Here is a 19,127-nt window from a genome sequence, read left to right on the forward strand (position 1 = left end):
GTGCGCGTGCGGCAAGACAAGTCCATCGAGGAACGGCTGAAGGCGAAGGCGGCGGAGATCGGCTTCGCGGCGTGCGGGATCGCGCATGCCGATGCCGCGCCGCGTACCGCAGAGCGGCTGCGCCAATGGCTGGACGAGGGCGCGCATGGCGACATGCTGTGGATGGAGGAACGCGCCGAGCAGCGCGGCAGCCCCAAAGGCCTGTGGCCCGAGGTCCGCTCGGTGATCGCGCTCGGCATGAGCTACGCCCCCGCCGCCGATCCGCTGGCGCTGGCGGCCGAGGGCGAGATCGGCCGCATCTCGGTCTATGCGCAAGGCGCCGACTATCATGACGTGGTCAAGCGCAGGCTGAAGGAGCTCGCGCGCTGGCTGGTCGCCGAGGCGCCGGGCGCCGACGTGAAGGTGTTCGTCGATACCGCGCCGGTAATGGAAAAGCCGCTGTCCGAAGCCGCCGGGCTCGGCTGGCAGGGCAAGCACACCAATCTGGTCAGCCGCAGCCATGGCAGCTGGCTGTTCCTCGGCGCGATCTACACCACGCTCGACCTCGCCTCCGATGGCCCGAGCGGCGGCGGCTGCGGCAGTTGCGACGCCTGCCAGACCGCCTGCCCGACGAACGCGTTCCCATCGCCCTATCGGATCGACGCGCGCCGCTGCGTTTCCTACCTCACCATCGAGAACAAGGGGCCGATCCCGCGCGAGCTGCGCGAGGGGCTGGGCAACCGTATCTATGGCTGCGACGATTGCCTGGCGGTGTGCCCGTGGAACAAGTTCGCCGCCGCCGCCCAGGCGAACCTCGCCTTCCACCCCCGCGCCGAGCTGACCGTGCCCTACCTCGCCGATCTGCTGGCGCTCGATGACGCAAGCTTCCGCGCAGTCTTCGCCGGCTCGCCGATCAAGCGCATCGGCCGCGACCGGATGGTGCGCAACTGCCTGATCGCCGCCGGCAACAGCGGCAGCGATCGGTTGGTTGCGCCGGTGCTGGCGCTGCTCGACGATCCCGCGCCGGTCGTACGGGGCGCAGCTGCGTGGGCGCTGGAACGGCTCGATCGGGCTCGCTGGCAGATAGAAAGCGGTGCCCGGGCAGCGCACGACCCCGACCCGCAGGTTCGCGCCGAATGGCTCGGGCTTGACTCACCCGCCCCACCCCGCTAGGCGCGCCGCTTCGCAATTGGCCCCGCACCCCCGGTGAAGCGGTGGCCCTGCGCTTTTCCTGACGGAGAAGCACAGGCGAAACCGGGATCGCGATCAGGACGGCGTGCCGCCCGGGTCAACGTCACAGCAATTGGTAAGGAATTGACATGTCGAAGCGCTCCAGCGCCAAGCATAAGCTCGATCGCCGCATGGGCGAAAACATCTGGGGTCGTCCGAAGTCCCCGGTGAACAAGCGCGAATATGGCCCGGGCCAGCACGGCCAGCGCCGCAAGGGCAAGATGTCGGACTTCGGCATCCAGCTGCGCGCCAAGCAGAAGCTCAAGGGCTATTACGGCGACATCACCGAGAAGCAGTTCAAGCGCTCGTACGAAGACGCGTCGCGCATGAAGGGCGACACCGGTCAGAACCTGATCGGCCTGCTCGAGCAGCGCCTCGACATGATCGTCTACCGCGCCAAGTTCGCGCCGACGATCTTCGCGGCCCGCCAGCTGGTCAACCACGGCCATGTCCGCGTCGACGGCGAGAAGTGCAACATCGGTTCGCGCCGCATCAAGCCGGGCCAGGAAATCAGCCTGAGCAGCAAGGCGCAGGAAATGGCGCTGGTCATGGAAGCGCAGAGCCTCGCCGAGCGCGACATCCCCGACTATGTCGCTCCGGACGGCGCGGCGAAGGTCACCTTCACCCGCGTGCCGACGCTCGACGAAGTGCCGTACCCGGTGAAGATGGAACCGAACCTGGTCGTCGAGTTCTACTCGCGCTAATTCGGCTTCCTTCGGGAAACGAGAAACGGGGCGGTCCTTCGGGGCCGCCCTTTTTCGTTGTGCGGATGGGCACGAATCCGCAGAACAAGCGCACCAGGAGGAATTCCATGCGCTTTTCGTTGCTTGCCCTTGCGTTGCTCTCGACCACTGCCGCCGCCCAGGCGCAGACCGCCGCCCCGGCCATCTCGCTCGATACGCTGAAGACCGTCACGAGCACGCTGTCCTCCGACGCCTTCGAGGGGCGCAAGCCGACCACGGCGGGCGAGGACAAGACGATCGCCTATCTGATCGAGCGTTTCCAGAAGGCGGGGCTCAAGCCCGGCAACAAGGGGCAATGGGTCCAGGACGTGCCGCTGGTCGAACTCAGCGTGCAGAGCCCCAGCAAGCTCGCCTTCACCGGCGGCAAGACGCCGGTGTCGCTCGCCTATGGCAGCGAGGCGGTGTTCTCCACCTATCGCGTCACGCCCAAAATCGACCTGAAGGACAGCGAGGTCGTGTTCGTCGGCTATGGCATCAACGCGCCCGAGCGCGGCTGGAACGACTATGCCGGGCTCGACGTGAAGGGGAAGACGGTCGTCATCCTGATCAACGATCCCGACTGGCAGACGATGACGCTGGACGGCCCGTTCGGCGGCCGCGCGATGACCTATTATGGCCGCTGGACCTACAAGTACGAGGAAGCCGCCCGCCAGGGCGCCGCGGGCGCGATCATCATCCACGATACCGAGCCCGCCGCCTATGGCTGGGGCGTGGTCGAGAGCAGCTGGGGCGGCCCCAAGCTTGAGCAGGATACGCCCGGCGACCATGAAGACCAGTCGCAGCTGATCGGCTGGATCCAGCAGGATGCGGCCAAGGCGCTCTTCGCCAGCGCCGGCAAGGACTATGCCGCGCTGGTCGAGGCGGCCAGGCACAAGGGCTTCAAGGCGGTGCCGCTGGGGGTGAAGGCCTCGGCCAGCTTCGGCGTCGGCATCAAGCGCCAGGCCTCGAAGAACGTCGTCGGCATCCTGCCCGGCACCGCCACGCCGGACGAGGTGGTGCTGTTCTCGGCGCACTGGGACCATCTCGGCCGCTGCAAGCCGGTGAACGGCGACGATATCTGCAACGGCGCGGTCGACAATGCCACCGGCACCGCCGGGCTGGTCGCGCTCGCCGAGGCCCATGCCAAGGCAGGCCCTGCCAGGCGCAGCATGGTGTTCCTGGCGGTGACCGCCGAGGAACAGGGGCTGATCGGCTCGCAATATTATGCCGAGCATCCGGTCTACCCGCTGGCGAAGACGGTGGGCGGCGTGAACATGGACGGGCTCAACATCCACGGCAAGGCGAAGGACTTCGTGCTGGTCGGCGCGGGCAAGTCCGAGCTGGAGGAGATGGTCAAGCCGCTGGTCGCCGCCGAGGGCCGGGTGATCGGCGTCGAGTCGACGCCCGAGAAGGGCAGCTATTACCGCTCGGACCATTTCAGCTTCGCCAAGCTCGGGGTGCCGATGCTCTACGGTGAGAGCGGCGACGATCTGGTGGTCGGCGGCAAGGCGGCCGGCGCCAAGGCGGCGGAGGACTATACCGACCAGCGCTACCACAAGCCGCAGGACGAATATGATCCGAACTGGACTTGGGACGGCGCGCTGTCCGACCTACGGATCTATTACGGCCTGGGCCGCGCGCTGGCCGAAGGCAGCGGCTGGCCGAACTGGTTCAAGGACGCCGAATTCCGCGGCATCCGCGACAAGGCGCGGGCGGGGCAGTAACGCGGTCCAGCGCCCCTTCCGTCGACATCCCGGCGAAAGCCGGGATCCATTGGGGTCTCCGTCACGGCACCTGCCGATACCGAGAGGCGAATGGGTCCCGGCTTCCGCCGGGATGACGATCGAAGAGTGGAAGCTGCCGCCGCCCACCGCGGCCTTTCCCCTGTAACCGTACGGGGCTAAAGCCCCCGCCATGACTCGTACCCCTCCCCCCGAATGGGCGCCGCACGATGCGGTCTGGATCGGCTTTCCCAGCCACGCTGACCTCTGGGTCGAAGACCTGGCGCCGGCCCGCGAAGAAGTGATCGCCTTTGCCCGCGCGGTCCATGCCGAAGGCCGCGGCGAGCGCGTGATCCTCGTCGCCGCTGATGCGGCTGCCGCCGACGCCGCCCGCGCCATGGCCGGCGACGCCGCCGAGGTCGTGACCGAGCTGTTCGGCGACATCTGGCTGCGCGACACCGCCGGCATCGTCACCGGCGACAATGTCGCGCAGGATTTCGGCTTCAACGGCTGGGGCGGCAAATACGACCTGGAAGGCGACGACACGATCGGCGCCCGCCTCGCCGCCCGCCGGCAGCTTACCGCCGTCAAGCATGGCTGGGTGCTCGAAGGCGGCGCGATCGACGGCGACGGCACCGGCCTGTGCGTCACCACCGAACAGTGCCTGCTCAACCCCAACCGCAACCCCGATCTCGACCGCGCGGCCATCGAGGCGAAGCTGGCTGCCGACCTGGGCTACACCCGCGTGCTGTGGCTGGGCGACGGCCTCGCCAACGACCATACCGATGGCCATGTCGACAATCTCGCCCGCTTCGTCGGCCCCAACCGGCTGCTGATCCCCACCCCGGCCGAGGACGATCCCAACGCCGCGATCTACGCCGATGCGGTCGCCCGCGCCGAGGCGTTCGGCGTCGAGGTGGTGCGGATGCCCTCCCCCGGCGCCGTGCTGGACGAGGATGGCGAGGTGATCCCGGCCAGCTACATGAACTTCTATATCGGCAATGCCGCCGTGGTGGTGCCGCTCTACGGCCAGCCGAACGATCCTGCCGCGATTCAGACGCTGCAGAGCCTCTTCCCCGGCCGCGAAATCGTCGGCCAGCGGGCGGACCATATTCTCACCGGCGGGGGCAGCTTCCACTGCATCTCGCAGCAGATCCCGACGATCGGGTGACCGCCTTGGCCGTCCGCGCGCTGCTGTCCGGCTGATCGTCGCCGGCATCGCGCGGACGATCTGCTCTGCTGCGTGACCGTCGCGGCGCCCGCGCGCTTCGGCATCACGCTCTGCGCCCGCTCCGGTGCGTCAGAAGCTCTGCCAGTCCTCGACATCGCGGGTCATCGCGCGGACGGCGGCGACAGGCAGCGGCCGCGCCTCGGCGGGGGTGGCGAACCTGCCCTGGAGCGACGCACCGCCGTCGCCTGCCACGCGGAACCTGCTCGCCTGATCGCTGAGCAACCGCGTCTCGTTCGACAGGTTGCGCGCCGCCGCCGAGGTCTCCTCGACCATCGCGGCGTTCTGCTGGGTAGCGCTGTCCATGGTGTGCACCGCGGTTGTCACCTGCACGATCGCGGCAGCCTGGGCGTTGTTGTCGGTCGCCATGCTGCCGAGCAGCTGGTGCACCTGCGCGACGTCCTGCGAGATGTTCGAGAGCGCACCGTCGACCTTCTGCACCGCTTCCACCGCCGTGCCGATCTCGGACTGGGTGACGGTAAGCTGGTCGCAGGCGCGCTTGGCCTCTTCCTCGGCGCGCATCGCCAGCGCCGAGACCAGATCCGCCACCACCGCGAAGCCGCGGCCGGCCTCGCCGGCACGCCCCGCCTCCACCGCGGCGTTCATCGCGAGGACGCGGGTCTGGAAGGCGATCTTGTCGAGCCCCTCGATCACGCCGTCGATCCCCTTGGCGCTGTCGGCCACCCGGCTCATCGCCTGCACCGCCTCGTCGGTGATCGCGCGACCGCCCTCCACCGTGTGGATCGCGCCGTTGGCGCGTTCGACCGTGTTGGTCGCCGCCGCCGCGGTGGCCTTCAGCCGGCCGTCGATCTCGCCGATCGAGGCCGCGGTCTCGGCCAGCGAGGCGGCGGTGCTTTCGGTGCGGCGGGCAAGATCCTCGGAGGCCTGGGCGATGTCCTTGGAGCCCGTGCTGATCCCCTGCGCGCTCTGGATCACGGTGCCGATCAGCGTGCGCAGATTGTCCAGCGCCTCGTTGAAGTTGCTCTTCAGCTCGGCATAGGCGGCGGGGAACGCCGCGGTGACCGGGCGGGTCAGGTCGCCCGCCTTGAGCGCGGCAAGGCTGTCGCGCAGCGCGGTGGTGACCGTCGTCTGCTCGGCAGCGGCGGCTTCGGCGCGATCGCGCTCCTTGGCGATCGCCGCCTTCAGGAAGCCGTCGACCGAACGGGTGATGTCGCCGATCTCGTCCTGTTGCTCGAGATGCGGCAGCCGCGCCTCGCCCGAGGACCGCGCGCGCTCGGCGATGATCTCCGCCAGCCGGCGAATCGGCGCGATCACCTTGTGGGTGATGGTGAGGAACGAGACGATTAGCACCGCGCCCGCCAGCAGCCCGAGCGCGGCCATCGAAAGGCGGGCGAACCCGGCGGCGGCCTGCGCCTTGCCGGCGATCGACTCCGAAATCTTGATCTGCAAGTCGACGAGCTTGGCGATCGCCTCCGAAACCGGGTCGATCGCCGGATACATCTCGTTGCGCACGAAGCCGTCGAGCGCCGCCGCATCGCCCGCGCTCAGGATCTTGCCGAGCCGCTCGACCTTCTCGTCGGCCACCTTCATCCGGGTTTCGGCTTCGGCCGCCAGCCTGGCCTCCTCGCCCTCGATCCGGGTGGCGCGATAGGCGCGCCACGACTTGTGCAGTTCGTCGCTGCCCGCAGCAACCTTCGTCGCCGCCTCGGCAAAGGCCATGTTGCCGTTGCGCGCCTTGTGCGCGGTGTCGACGATCTCGACCGCATAGCGATCGGCCACCACCTTCAGCTCGCGCAGCGGCTTCACCCGATCGGCAAGCAGCGTGGAAAGCGCCCCCTCGCTCGACCGCGCCGACCAATAGCCGACGCCGACCAGCAGCAGCGTAGTGATGCCGAACAGGGCGAGGCAGCCGAGGAGCTTCTGCTTGATCGTCATTCACATACTCCACGCACCGCGACCGAGCGGCCGGGTGCCCCCGCCGCTGACCTTCTCCTTGGTTTATAGAGCGGCCGATACCTGCACGGATCGATGGCTCTGAATTTGCGCAAGAGCGCGCGCGCGCATCCCGGATCCGGCAGGCAAGGGCTGGATTTGGACGCGCCATCGACTACATGGCGGCGCATGACCCAGATCACTGTCGGCGCGCTGCAGCTCGCCTTTTCCAACGATATCGACGCGAACATCGCGCGCGTCTCCGAACTGGTCCGCGAGGCGGCCGGCCGCGGCGCGCAGGTCGTGCTGCCGCCCGAGCTGTTCGAGGGCGAGTATTTCTGCCGCGTCGAGGACGAAGGGCTGTTCTCGAACGCCAAGCCGGTGACCGAGCACAAGGCGGTCCTGGCGATGCAGGCGCTCGCCGCCGAGCTTTCGATCCACATCCCGACCAGCTTCTTCGAAGCCGATGGGCCCCACCATTATAACAGCCTCGCGATGATCGGCCCGGACGGCAAGGTCTCGGGCGTCTATCGCAAGAGCCACATCCCGGACGGTCCGGGCTATGAGGAGAAGTTCTACTTCCGCCCCGGCAACACCGGCTTCAAGGTGTGGGACGGCCCCGGCGCCACGCTGGGCGTGGGCGTGTGCTGGGACCAATGGTATCCGGAAACCGCGCGCGCGATGATGCTCATGGGTGCCGAGCTGCTCTTCTACCCGACCGCGATCGGCAGCGAGCCGCATGACGACAGCCTCGACACCGCCCGGCTGTGGCGCCGCGCGATGGTCGGCCATGCGGTGTCCAACGTCGTGCCGGTGATCGCCGCCAACCGCGTCGGCACCGAGCATGGCCAGACCTTCTACGGCACCAGCTTCATCACCGACGAGCGCGGCGACATCCTCGCCGAGCTGAATCGCACCGAGGAAGGCGTGATCACCGCGACGCTCGATCTCGATCGGGTGAAGCGCCACCGCGCCGCCTTCGGCTTCTTCCGCGATCGCCGCCCGGAGCTGTACGGCCGGCTCGTCCAGGACATCTGAACCAAGCCTCCCGGCGCGTCAGCCGCGCGCCGGGGCCTTGCGGCGGAAGGGCACGTCGCGCCGCAAATAGGTCAGCGCGCGCCATACCCATTCGATCGGGCCATACTGGAAGCGCGCCAGCCACCAGTGCGCGGCGACGATCTGCACCGCGATGGCGGCCAGCGCGACCCATAGCCGCGTCGCCGCATCCCAGTCGGCATATTTGCCCAGGCCGTAATGGTAGAAGATCGGCACGAAGACCGCCGACTGCAGGATATAATAGGTCAGCGTCAGCCGCCCCGGCGCGGCGAGCGGCTGCACCAGCCGCCGCGCGGGCCCGTCGTACAGCGCGATCACCAGCAATGCCCAGAAGGCGGTGCCCGCCAGGTCCAGCCACAGGTTGAGCAGCGCCCAGAAGGCGCGGTCGGCGCCGAGACCGTAGTGCAGGCCCGAGAACCACAGGCGCAGCGGCTCGCGGGTGACGAAGAGCAGCACCGCGGCCACCAAGGCGCCCAGCAGCGCGGGCCTGCGCCAGCCGCGGCTCTTCGCGAGGTTGCCGAAGAAATCGGTCCGCCCGAGCACCAGCCCGAGCAGATAGAGGCCGAGGATCTGCACCATCCGGCCATATTCGAGGAAGAACCAGTATTTGGATTGCTGCCCGGCCCACAGGTTCACCCGCAGCACCTGCCACAGGTCGCCGCCCAGATAGACGGGCATGCCCGGATCGACCGAGGACTGCGCCGGCGCGTTGGCCCAGCCCGCGCCCAGCGCGCCGGCGACCAGCTGCACGATCAGGCTCGGCCCGATCAGGCAGAACACCGCCCCGCCGAGCAGCACCGCGTTGCTGCGGATCCGGTTGAAGAACAGCAGCAGGAAGCCGATCGCCGCCAGCGTCTGCATGATGTCGCCGCGATAGATCAGCGAATGGAGGAAGCCGATTCCTTCCAGCAGCAGCAGCCGCCAGGCGAAGCGGGCGGTGAAGTCCTGCCCCCGCTGCGCCGCGCGGTCCATCAGGATGAAGAAGCTGAACCCGAAGCACAGGGCGAGCAGCGAGAAGCTCTTGCCCATGAACAGCGCGAAGACGACATCGGTGATCAGCCCGGGTTTTTCGCCCGCCCAGAACAGCTCGTAACTTTCGATGACATGGACGAGGAACAGCGCCATCAGCGCGAAGCCGCGCAGCACGTCGACGACATCCAGCCGATTGGCAGGCGCGGCGGCCGCGCCGCCCGGCCCTGGTTCCGCGGAAGGGGTGCCATGCGCTCCGGCAGTATCAGCAGTGCCCGGCATCGGCCTCATTTACGTCTTCTTTGTCCGACAGGCGTAGCGACGCCACCATGGTTAGCGCCTTTTCCCGCCGGCTGCTCTGCATCGCGCTCGTCGCGGTGCTCGCGTGCATCGTGCCCCCGGCACATGCCCAAGCGGGCGTTGCCGGTCAACCACTTGGCGTGTGTCTGCTGGCGGACAAGGGGCAGCGGGAAGACGAACTGATCCGGCACCCGGAACGGTTCGACTGTACGACGCCGCAGCACCGATTCGGTTCCGGCGATTTCTGGGCGATGACCAGCGTGATCGATCGCCGCTCCACCTTTGCGACGCCCCTGGTCATCCGCTTCGGCAGCGTCTGGCAGGACGGGCTGACGATCCATCTCGTCTATGCGGACGGCGCGATCCGCAGCTGGCGGAGCGACGCGCGCGGGATCGCCCCGCTGATCCAGCTCGGCGCGATCGCGCAGCTCCCGATCCCTGTGCGCGACCCGGCGCTGGTGCGCGTGCTGTTCCATGTCAACAATGCCGCCAACGCGCGCGGGATCCTGCTGGGGCCGCGGATCGCGACGCTCGCCGAAGGCGATGCCGCCAATCTCGGGCTGGCGGCGCTCTATGCCTTTTTCGCAGGCATGTCGCTGGCGCTGATCGTCTACAATCTCGCGCTCTGGTGCGCGATGCGGCATCGGTTCCAACTCCATTACTGCCTGCTGCTAGCGGCGCTGCTCGGCTATACGATCACCTCGTCGGGAGCCCTTGCCTGGCTGGCGCCGGCGCTGGCGAACAATGATCGCCTGCGGCTCAACTATCTGTTCATGGGGCTGGCGGGCGGCGCCGCGGCCCTGTTCACGCGCAGCTTCTTCGAAGACAAGGACCTGCCATCCTGGGTGGGACGCTGCTCGAACGTCATCGCCATGGCGGTGCCGCTCTCGGCCTTCGGAGTCGTAGCGTTCGGCGCGATCAATCTGCGCATCGCCGATCTGCTCTACGCGCTGACGATCGTCGGGTTGCTCGCCATCGTCGTGCCCACCTTGTGGGGCGCATGGTACCAGCGCTCGCGATTCCTGTGGCTGTTCGCCGTCGCCTGGAGCGCACCCATCCTGCTGGCGGTGCTACGGGTGCTCAATTCGCTCCATCTGATCGGCTGGAACTTCTGGATCGACAATTCGACGGTGGTGTCGATGGGGGCAGAGGCGCTGATCTCGTCGCTCGCCGTGGCCTATCGGATCAAGTTCCTGCGCGACGAGCGCGACGCGGCGATCACCCGCGAAGTGGTCGCGCGCAAGCTGGCCGACATCGATCCGCTCACCGGGCTGCTGAACCGCCGCGCCTTCCTCCACCAAGCGATCGGGCGCGTCGAGCATCAGCAATTGCTCCTCGTCGACATCGATCATTTCAAGCGCGTCAACGAAACGCTGGGGCATGACGGTGGCGACGAGGTGCTGCGCCTGTTCGCCGTCGCGCTGCGCCATGCCGCGCCGGACCCGGTGCTGATCGCGCGGATGGGGGGCGAGGAATTCGCGCTGCTCACCCCCTCCACGCAGCGGATCGAGCCCGAGGCGCTGCTCGCCAGCCTGCGCCGGGTCCGGATGCCGTTCGACCTGACGATCACGTCGAGCATCGGCACCTGCACCGGCACGCTTGCCTCCGATCTCGACTGGAAGGCGCTGTATCGCTGCGCCGACTCGGCGCTGTTCGAGGCCAAGGCGGCCGGCCGCGACCGCGCCCGCGCGCTGCGACTCGACGCGGCCTGAGCTTGCCTGTTTCTGCCGTCGCGTGTAGATCGGCGGCAGGGAGACTGGGGAAAATGCCGCGTCACAAGCGCCTGTTGCTGGTTGCCGGAGCCGTCGCGCTGCTCGTTGCGATCACGCGCCCCTCGCCCCCGCATGCCGATTTCGAGCTGCTGATGCACCGCGTCGGCGATACCGCGCCCCAGCAGGTCCATGCCGCGGTCGATCTCGGCGTGCTCGCCGTTTCGGTGCTGGTCACCTGGAGCGGCCGCCTCGCGCGCTGAGGCGCGAAACCCGACCTCGGAACTTGCCGTAGCGACGGACCGCGCAGGTTGCGCGAAACGTCCTCGTGCGCGTGAAAACCGCGCTTGCATGGCAAAATCTGGTTGCTTACACTGGTGTCAATGACAAAGCCCGAAATGGTCTGGAAGACCGCCTATCGGCATCCAGGAGAGTGGGATCGCAGCTACGCGTTGCGGTCCATGGTAGACCTGTTCGAGGAGAGCGCAGCGGCCCGCCGCCAAGCTCCGCTCCTCGATTTCATGGGTCGCATCTACAGCTATGGCGAGGTGCTGGACGGCGCCAATCGCGTCGCCTGCGGGCTGCGCGCGCTGGGCTATGGCCCGGGCGACCGGATCGGGCTGTTCCTGCCCAATGTGCCGCATTACGTCGCCGCCTATTACGGCATCCTCAAGCTGGGCGCGACGGTGGTGAACTTCTCGCCGCTCTACTCGGTGGAGGAACTCGCCGCGCAGGTCGCCGATTCGGGGACAAGGCTGCTCTTCACCCTGTCCGCCACCGCGCTGCTCCCCACCGCGCTCAAGGTGCTGGAGCGGTCCGATCTCGAGCGCCTCGTCGTCGGCTCGGTCGCAGGCGCGCTGCCCACCGCCAAGTCGCTCTTCTACCAGCTGTTCCGCGGCAGCGAGGTGACCGCCCGCCCGCACGACCCGCGCATCCTCGCCTTCTCCAAGCTGATCGCCAACAAGGGCGATTGCCCCAATCCGACCATCGATCCCGAGCGCGACGTTGCGCTGATCCAATATACCGGCGGCACCACCGGCACGCCCAAGGGCGCGGTGCTCACCCACCAGAATCTGTCGGCCAATGCGCGGCAGGTGGCCGAGCTCGACCCCGAACTCGGCCAGGCCGAGGATTCGGTACTGGGCGTGCTCCCCTTCTTCCATGTCTTCGCCAATACCTGCGTGCTCAACCGCACGGTGATCACCGGCGGCAAGATCGTGATGCTGCCGCGCTTCAACGCGCAGCAGGTGCTCACCGAGCTGCGCCGCACCAAGCCGCGCTCGCTGCCCGGCGTGCCGACCATGTACCAGGCACTGCTCGACGCGCCGGGGATGAAGCCGTCCGACTTCTCGTCCTTGCGCTTCTGCATCTCCGGCGGCGCGCCGCTGCCCGAGCAGCTCAAGCTCAACTGGGAGTCGGTCACCGGCGCGCACATCATCGAGGGCTATGGCCTGTCCGAAAGCTCGGGCGTGGTCTCGGCCAATCCCTATGTCGGGCTGAACAAGAGCGGCACGATCGGCCAGCCGATCCCCGGCACCCGAGTGCGGCTGGTCGACAAGGAGGATCCGCGCAAGCCTGCCCCCGAGGGCGAGCCGGGCGAGATCGTCGTGCAGGGCCCGCAGATCATGCAGGGCTATTGGAACCGGCCCGAGGCCGATGTCGGCACCTTCGTCGACGATCACTGGCTGCGCACCGGCGATGTCGGCATCATCGATGCGGATGGCTATATCCACATCGTCGACCGGCTGAAGGACATGATCGCGGTCGGCGGGTTCAAGGTCTTTCCCAGCCAGATCGAGGCGGTGCTCTACACCCATCCGGCGGTGAAGGAGACGCTCGTGCTGGGGCTGCCCGATCCATACCATGGCGAGCTGCCGCACGCCTATGTCGCGCTGAACGACGGCATGACCGCGGACGCCAAGGAGATGTGCGGCTGGCTCAACGCGCAGCTCGGCAAGCACGAGCGGGTGGCGGAAGTGGTGATCCGAGACAGCCTGCCCAAGACGATGATCGGCAAGCTCAGCCGCAAGGATCTGCTGGCGGAGGTGAAGGCCGGGCGGTGATTTCCATTCGCTAGCCCCTCCCCTCCTCCTCCGAGGAGGGGAGGGGCTATAGGGCGGGAAGCTCAATCCCCAGCCTTCCCACCCCCAAACATCACCGCCTTCAGGTTCATGAACTCGTGCAGCCCCCACGGCCCGAGCTCGCGGCCATGGCCGGAAAGCTTGATGCCCCCAAACGGCGCACCCGGCACCGAGGCGAGCAGCGAATTCACCGCGGTCATCCCCGCCTCGATGTCGCGCGCGAAGCGCTCCACCTCGGCCTCGTCCTGCGTCCATACCGACGATCCCAGCCCATACGGCACGTCGTTCGCCAGCGCGATCGCTTGGTCGATATCCGCCACCTTGTAGACGGCCGCGACCGGCCCGAAGATCTCCTCCTTCGCCACGTCGCTTTCCGGATCAAGGTCGACCAGCACCCCCGGCGTCATCCACGCGCCGTCCCGATCGATCTTCGCCCCGCCGGTCAGCAGCTTCGCCCCCGCCGCCTTGGCCTTCTCCACTTGCTCCAGCACGGTGTCGCGCTGCTGGACGCTGGAGAGCGGCCCCATCACGGTGTCCGCGTCCATCGGATCGCCGATCTTCACCGCCTCCATCCCGGCGACGAACTTCTCCAGGAACGCGTCATACACCTCGGCATGGACGATCATCCGCTTCGAGCAGATGCAGCTCTGCCCGGCATTCTGCACGCGTGCGGTTACCGCCGTCTTCACCGCCGCGTCGAGATCGGCCGAGGGCATCACGATGAACGGATCGGAGCCGCCCAGCTCCAGCACCACCTTCTTGAGCGCGCGGCCCGCCGCCTCGGCGACCTTGGCACCAGCGCCTTCCGAGCCGGTGAGCGTCACCGCCGCCACCCGCTTGTCGGCGATGATCGCGTCGACCTTGCCCGACGTGATCGCGAGGTTCTGGAACAGCCCCTCGGGCGCGCCCGCCTTGCGCGCCATCGCCTCCATCGCCGCTGCACAGCCCTGCACGCTGGAGGCATGCTTGAGCAGCGCGACATTGCCCGCAAGGATCGTCGGCGCGAGGAAGCGCACCGCCTGCCAATAGGGGAAGTTCCACGGCATCACCGCCAGCACCGGTCCCAGCGGCAGCCAGCGCGCGACGGCATGGCCGGTCGGCGTCTGGACGGCCGTGGGCGCCAGATAGGTGGGGCCATGCTCGGCATAGTGGCGGAAGCCCGAGATGCACTTCTCCACCTCGGCCAGGCCCGCGGTGATCGTCTTGCCCATCTCGCGCACCGCCAGTTCGGCGAGGTGCTGCTTGTTGGCTTCCCAGGCATCGGCGATCTTGCCCAGCAGCGCGGTGCGCGTCTCGATCGAGGTTTCGCGCCACTGCTTGTACCCGGCCGCCGCGCGGGCCAGCGCCGCCTCGATCCCGGCATCGTCCAGCTCGGCGATGCGGTCGACGGTTTCGCCCGTCGCGGGATTGATGATTTCGAACATCTGCAAGTCTCCTTCGCGCTTCCCAACGCCGGCCTAGGCGCAGGGTGCCAATGGCGGCAATCATACTGCCGTCCATTGTCCTCGTAACGACTTGCCAAGCGCCCCGCGCCCGAACACGATGCTGCACCTGTCCTGCCGGAGACCTTCATGCGCCTCGCCTCCCTCGCCCTTCTCCTCAGCGCCGCGATCCCCGCGGCCGCGCTCGCGCAGGACGGGCCCAACCGCCTGTTCACCGGCAGCGACCTGTTTTCGCTCGAGCAGGCGAGCGACCCGCAGATCAGCCCGGACGGGACCAAGGTCGCCTATGTCCGCCAGTCGGCCGACATCATGACCGATCGCGGCCGCGCCAGCATCTGGCTGGTCGACGTGAAGACCGGCCAACAGACTCCGCTGGTCGCCGGCACCGGATCGCACAGCCAGCCGCGCTGGTCGCCCGACGGCACCCGCCTCGCCTATGTCTCCAGCGCCGAGGGCGGCGCGCCGCAACTGTTCGTCCGCTGGATCGCTACCGGCGCCACCGCGCGCATCACCGGCCTGCCGGACAGCCCGCAGGGCATCGCTTGGTCGCCGGACGGCAAGCAGCTCGCCTACACCATGACCGTGCCCGGCGAAGGCATGACGCTCGGCAGCCAGCCACCCAAGCCGGAGGGCGCCAAATGGGCCGAGCCGCTGGAGATCATCGACCGCGTCACCTACCGCGCCGATGGCGGCGGCTATCTCAAGCCCGGCTCGGACCATCTCTTCGTCGTTGCGGCGGACGGCGGCGCGCCGCGACAGGTGACGTTCAGCAAGTTCGACGATGCCGGCCCGCTCGCCTGGTCGAATGATGGGCGGACGCTCTACTTCGGCAGCAACCGGCGCAAGGATTGGGAGCGCGAGCCGAACGACAGCGAGATCTACGCGGTCGACGTCACCTCCGGAACGCTGACCCAGATCACCAAGCGCTACGGCCCCGATGCCGCGCCGGTGCTCTCGCCCGACGGGACTCGCATCGCCTATCTCGGCTTCGACGACACGCACCGCAGCTTCCAGAACACCCAGCTCTACGTGATGAACCGCGACGGCAGCGGCAGCCGGTCGCTCACCGCCGGGCTCGACAAGAGCATCGACGGCGCAGTGTGGGCCAGGGACGGCCGCAGCCTGTTCGTCTCCTATGACGATCACGGCCGCAAGCTCGTTGCCCGCATCGGGCTCGACGGCAAGGTGAGCACCGTCGCCACCGGCCTTGGCGGCGGCGGGCTCGATCGGCCCTATACCGGCGGCGACTTCACCGTTTCGGCCGGCGGCACCATCGCCTATACCGGCGGCGACGCGCTGCACCCGGCCGACATCTATGTGAACGGCAAGCGTCTCACCCATCTCAACGACACCGTGCTGGCCGCCAAGACGCTCGCTCCGGTGACCCCGCTCGCGGTGACCGCACCCGACGGCCGCAAGATCGACGCCTGGCTGGTCACCCCGCCCGGCGTGAAGCCCGGCACCCGCGTGCCGACGATCCTCGAGATCCATGGCGGCCCCCACACCGCCTATGGCCCCGGCTTCTCGACCGATTACCAGCTCTACGCCGCGCACGGCTATGCGGTGGTCTATGCCAATCCGCGCGGCAGCACCTCGTACGGCGAGGCATTCGCGGACCTGATCGACAAGAAGTATCCCGGCGACGATTATGGGGACCTGATGGCGGCGGTCGACGCCGCGATCGCGTCGGGGGTGGCCGATCCCGACAACCTCTTCGTCACCGGCGGATCGGGCGGGGGCGTGCTCACCGCGTGGATCGTCGGCAAGAATGACCGATTCAAGGCCGCCGCCACGCAAAAGCCGGTGATCAACTGGATCAGCGAGGCGCTGACCATGGACGGCACGGGCTTCACCTCGCGCTACTGGTTCGCCAAGCAGCCCTGGGAGGATCCGATGAGCTACTGGAACCGCTCGCCGCTCAGCCTGGTGGGCAACGTCAAGACGCCGACGCTCGTCGTCGTCGGGAGCGAGGATTATCGCACCCCGGTGAGCGAATCGGAGCAATATTATGCCGCGCTCCAGATCCGCGGCGTGCCCACCGCGCTGGTGAAGGTGCCCGGCGCCAGCCATGGCGGCTTCACCGCCCGGCCCAGCCAGTCGGCGGCCAAGGCTGCGGCGATCCTCGCCTGGTTCGATCGCTACCGCACCGGCGCCAAGCCCGCCGGCCAGTAAATACATGGCGGGGCCCGGTTGCCATCGGGCCCCACCCTGCCGCATAGCGAGCGCATGGCTACCCAAGCGGACATCACGGCGCTCTCCTTCGAAGAGGCGCTGAAGGAACTGGAGAAGATCGTGAGCCGGCTGGAGAGCGGCGAAGCGGCCCTGCAGGAGGCGATCGACCTCTATGAGCGCGGCGACCAGCTGCGCCGGCAATGCGCTGCGCGGCTCGACGCGGCGCAGGCCCGGATCGAGGCGATCCGCACCGATGCCGACGGCCGCGCCGCCGGCACCGCCCCCTTCGCGGCCGGCTGAGGCGTGGCGAGCGTGACGCACGCTTCGCTCGCGCTCGAATCGGCGCTGCGCCAGGTCGCGGCCGAGATCGACGCCCAGTTCGACCGGCTGCTCGACGTGCCCGACGATCCCCGCGCCGACCTGTATCGCGCGATGCGCCACGCCGCGATCGGCGGCGGCAAGCGGCTGCGCCCGCTGCTGGTATTCGCCACCGCCCAGCTGTTCGCGGTCGACAAGAGCTGCGCGGCGCGCGTCGCCACCGCGCTCGAATGCATCCATGTCTATTCGCTGATCCATGACGATCTGCCGGCGATGGACGATGACGACCTGCGCCGCGGCAAGCCGACGGTCCACAAGGCGTTCGACGAGGCCACCGCGATCCTGGCCGGCGACTGCCTCCACGATCTCGCCTTCGAGCTGCTCGCGCATGAGGCGACGCATGCCGACCCGTTCGTCCGGGTCGAGCTAATATCCGAACTCGCCCGCTCCTCGGGGCCTGCTGGCATGGCCGGCGGCCAGATGATGGACCTGGAGGCGGAAAAGGCGAGCTTCGACCTCGCCACCGTCACCCGCCTGCAGGCGCTGAAGACCGGCGCGCTGATCTCCTGCGCGGTCGAATGCGGCGCGATCCTGGGCCGCGTGCCGCACGAGGGCCGCACGGGCCTGCGCGGCTATGCCCGCGATATCGGCCTCGCCTTCCAGATCGTCGACGACATTCTCGATGCTGAGGGCGACGAGGCACTGGTCGGCAAGAAGCTCGGCAAGGACGGCGCGGCGGGCAAGGAGACCTTCCTGTCGCTGCTCGGCATCGATCGCGCGCGCGAACAGGCGCGGATGCTGGTCGACCAGGCGATCGCCCATCTCCACGCCTTCGGCCCCGAGGCCGATCTGCTGCGCGACGTGGCGCGCTTCACGCTCGAACGCGACCGGTAAGGACCGGGGGGAGACGCCGCATGCACAGCCGTATCGGGGTCTATCCCGGCACCTTCGATCCGATCACCCGCGGCCATATGGACATCATCCGCCGCGGCGCGAAGCTGGTCGACCGGCTGGTGATCGGCGTGACCACCAACCCGTCCAAGTCGCCGATGTTCACGGTCGAGGAGCGGATGGCGATGGTCCGTCGCGAGGTAGAGGGGCTGCCCGGCACGATCGAGGTGGTCAGCTTCGATTCGCTGCTGATGGACTTCGCCGAGCGCGAGCGCGCCAGCGTGATCGTCCGCGGCCTGCGCGCCGTCGCGGACTTCGAGTACGAATACCAGATGGCCGGCATGAACCAGCAGATCAACGACCGGATCGAGACCGTCTTCCTGATGGCCGACGTGTCGCTTCAGCCGATCGCCAGCCGGCTGGTGAAGGAGATCGCGATGTATGGCGGCCCGATCCACCGCTTCGTCACCGAGGCGGTGGAAGCCGATGTCGCCGCCCGCGTCGAGCTGCTCGGCCGCAAGGGCAGCAACTAACGCCAAGCCGACGCGCACCGGGCTTTGCGCTGCCCGGCGATTGCGGTAGAGCCGCGCATTCACCAGAAAACGAGTGGGAAGTTCGATGCGTTTCCTAGCCACGATGGCCGCCATGGCCGCCACGCTGTTCGCCGTGCCGGCGCTGGCCCAGGGCGGCGGGGGCAAGCCGCAGCCGATCATCGAGCCGTTCAAGGGCGTCAATGCCGATGTGAACACTCGCCCCGCCGTGCTGGTTCCCGCCGACCCGGAGAACACCTGGGTGCTCGACCTGTCGACCGGCGGCCGCGTGCTGATCCGCCTGCGCCCGGACGTGGCGCCCAAGATGGTCGAGCGGATCAAGACGCTCACCCGCCGCCATTTCTATGACGGCCTGACCTTCCACCGCGTGGTCGACGATCCCTACAACATCGCCCAGGGCGGCGATCCCAAGGGCGACGGCACCGGCGATTCGGACCTGCCCAACGTGCCGGCCGAGTTCAGTTCGCTGCCGCACGTCCGCGGCACCGTCTCGGCCGCCCGCCGCGGCGCGCCGGACAATGCGACGGCCGAGCAGAAGACCGAGGCGGAGAACAGCGCCAACAGCCAGTTCTTCATCATGATGCAGCCCAAGCTGGCCTTCGACCACGACTATACCGTGTTCGGCCGCGTCACCTCGGGGATGGAGTGGGTCGACAAGATCGCGCGCGGCGAGCCGCCGCAGCATCCGACCGTGATCATCCACGCCTATATCGAATCGGACAATCCCCCGCCCTATCAGCCGCTGGCCCCCGCCACCCCGGCGGCGACCGGCCCGACGCTGATCCCGGTGGCGCCGACCGCCCCGGCCGCTGCCAAGCCCGCGCCTGCGGCGAAAAAGCCGGCACCGAAGAAGAAGTGATCGACC

The 19,127-nt window shown here is 68.3% G+C and carries 16 protein-coding genes; 13 read left to right on the forward strand and 3 right to left on the reverse strand.

The window, feature by feature from the left end:
- Nucleotides 1–6: 6 nt before the first annotated feature.
- The 4 genes from queG (at nt 7) to CA234_RS13855 (ending at nt 4,823) form a co-directional block, all read left to right on the forward strand.
- Entirely contained in the window at nt 7–1,152 is a 1,146-nt protein-coding gene (gene queG, locus CA234_RS13840; protein ID WP_241213498.1) for a tRNA epoxyqueuosine(34) reductase QueG, read from the forward strand.
- 146 nt (nt 1,153–1,298) lie between these two features.
- A complete protein-coding gene (gene rpsD, locus CA234_RS13845; protein ID WP_019369873.1) occupies nt 1,299–1,913 on the forward strand; it encodes a 30S ribosomal protein S4 in 615 nt (204 codons plus the stop codon).
- Nucleotides 1,914–2,020: 107 nt separating this feature from the next.
- Nucleotides 2,021–3,655: a M28 family metallopeptidase gene (locus CA234_RS13850; protein ID WP_126001962.1), complete on the forward strand. Its 1,635-nt coding sequence runs from the start codon at nt 2,021–2,023 to the stop codon at nt 3,653–3,655.
- A gap of 190 nt (nt 3,656–3,845) precedes the next feature.
- Nucleotides 3,846–4,823 carry an agmatine deiminase family protein gene (locus CA234_RS13855; protein ID WP_126001963.1) on the forward strand — a complete coding sequence of 326 codons (978 nt, stop codon included), beginning with the start codon at nt 3,846–3,848 and terminating at the stop codon, nt 4,821–4,823.
- Between the two features lie 129 nt (nt 4,824–4,952).
- On the opposite strand, the gene CA234_RS13860 is transcribed toward CA234_RS13855, so the two are convergent.
- The gene (locus CA234_RS13860; RefSeq protein ID WP_241213499.1) at nt 4,953–6,776 is read right to left on the reverse strand and encodes a methyl-accepting chemotaxis protein; all 1,824 of its coding nucleotides are present in this window, start codon (nt 6,774–6,776) and stop codon (nt 4,953–4,955) included.
- 186 nt (nt 6,777–6,962) lie between these two features.
- Here CA234_RS13860 and aguB point away from each other — a divergent pair, with 186 nt between their 5' ends.
- Nucleotides 6,963–7,811, forward strand: coding sequence for an N-carbamoylputrescine amidase (aguB, locus tag CA234_RS13865; protein WP_125974124.1), 849 nt, complete (start codon nt 6,963–6,965; stop codon nt 7,809–7,811).
- An 18-nt stretch (nt 7,812–7,829) separates the two neighbouring features.
- On the opposite strand, the gene CA234_RS13870 is transcribed toward aguB, so the two are convergent.
- Nucleotides 7,830–9,089 carry a DUF418 domain-containing protein gene (locus CA234_RS13870; RefSeq protein WP_241213500.1) on the reverse strand — a complete coding sequence of 420 codons (1,260 nt, stop codon included), beginning with the start codon at nt 9,087–9,089 and terminating at the stop codon, nt 7,830–7,832.
- Nucleotides 9,090–9,127: 38 nt separating this feature from the next.
- On the opposite strand from CA234_RS13870, the gene CA234_RS13875 reads away from it, so the two are divergent.
- From CA234_RS13875 to CA234_RS13885, 3 genes are all read left to right on the forward strand, one after another.
- Complete coding sequence (locus tag CA234_RS13875; protein WP_164521808.1) at nt 9,128–10,810, forward strand: diguanylate cyclase; 1,683 nt, start codon at nt 9,128–9,130, stop codon at nt 10,808–10,810.
- A 53-nt stretch (nt 10,811–10,863) separates the two neighbouring features.
- A complete protein-coding gene (locus tag CA234_RS13880; RefSeq protein ID WP_125974126.1) occupies nt 10,864–11,070 on the forward strand; it encodes a hypothetical protein in 207 nt (68 codons plus the stop codon).
- A gap of 120 nt (nt 11,071–11,190) precedes the next feature.
- Nucleotides 11,191–12,870 carry a long-chain fatty acid--CoA ligase gene (locus CA234_RS13885; RefSeq protein WP_164521809.1) on the forward strand — a complete coding sequence of 560 codons (1,680 nt, stop codon included), beginning with the start codon at nt 11,191–11,193 and terminating at the stop codon, nt 12,868–12,870.
- A 62-nt stretch (nt 12,871–12,932) separates the two neighbouring features.
- Here CA234_RS13885 and CA234_RS13890 read toward each other — a convergent pair whose 3' ends face one another.
- Nucleotides 12,933–14,312, reverse strand: a complete 1,380-nt coding sequence (locus CA234_RS13890; RefSeq protein ID WP_126001964.1) for an NAD-dependent succinate-semialdehyde dehydrogenase — start codon at nt 14,310–14,312, stop codon at nt 12,933–12,935.
- A gap of 147 nt (nt 14,313–14,459) precedes the next feature.
- Here CA234_RS13890 and CA234_RS13895 point away from each other — a divergent pair, with 147 nt between their 5' ends.
- The 5 genes from CA234_RS13895 to CA234_RS13915 all read left to right on the forward strand — a co-directional run bounded on the left by CA234_RS13895 (nt 14,460) and on the right by CA234_RS13915 (nt 19,121).
- Entirely contained in the window at nt 14,460–16,502 is a 2,043-nt protein-coding gene (locus CA234_RS13895) for a S9 family peptidase (RefSeq protein ID WP_126001965.1), read from the forward strand.
- Between the two features lie 54 nt (nt 16,503–16,556).
- The gene (locus CA234_RS13900) at nt 16,557–16,802 is read left to right on the forward strand and encodes an exodeoxyribonuclease VII small subunit (protein WP_125974132.1); all 246 of its coding nucleotides are present in this window, start codon (nt 16,557–16,559) and stop codon (nt 16,800–16,802) included.
- Nucleotides 16,803–16,814: 12 nt separating this feature from the next.
- Nucleotides 16,815–17,714 (forward strand): polyprenyl synthetase family protein, encoded by a 900-nt coding sequence (locus CA234_RS13905; protein ID WP_206431198.1) that lies wholly within the window; start codon nt 16,815–16,817, stop codon nt 17,712–17,714.
- 20 nt (nt 17,715–17,734) lie between these two features.
- Complete coding sequence (gene coaD, locus CA234_RS13910) at nt 17,735–18,244, forward strand: pantetheine-phosphate adenylyltransferase (protein ID WP_125974136.1); 510 nt, start codon at nt 17,735–17,737, stop codon at nt 18,242–18,244.
- 85 nt (nt 18,245–18,329) lie between these two features.
- Entirely contained in the window at nt 18,330–19,121 is a 792-nt protein-coding gene (locus CA234_RS13915; protein ID WP_241213501.1) for a peptidylprolyl isomerase, read from the forward strand.
- Nucleotides 19,122–19,127: the final 6 nt, after the last annotated feature.

The sequence above is a fragment of the Sphingomonas sp. ABOLE genome, assembly GCF_003950455.1.
GTDB lineage: Bacteria > Pseudomonadota > Alphaproteobacteria > Sphingomonadales > Sphingomonadaceae > Sphingomonas > Sphingomonas trueperi.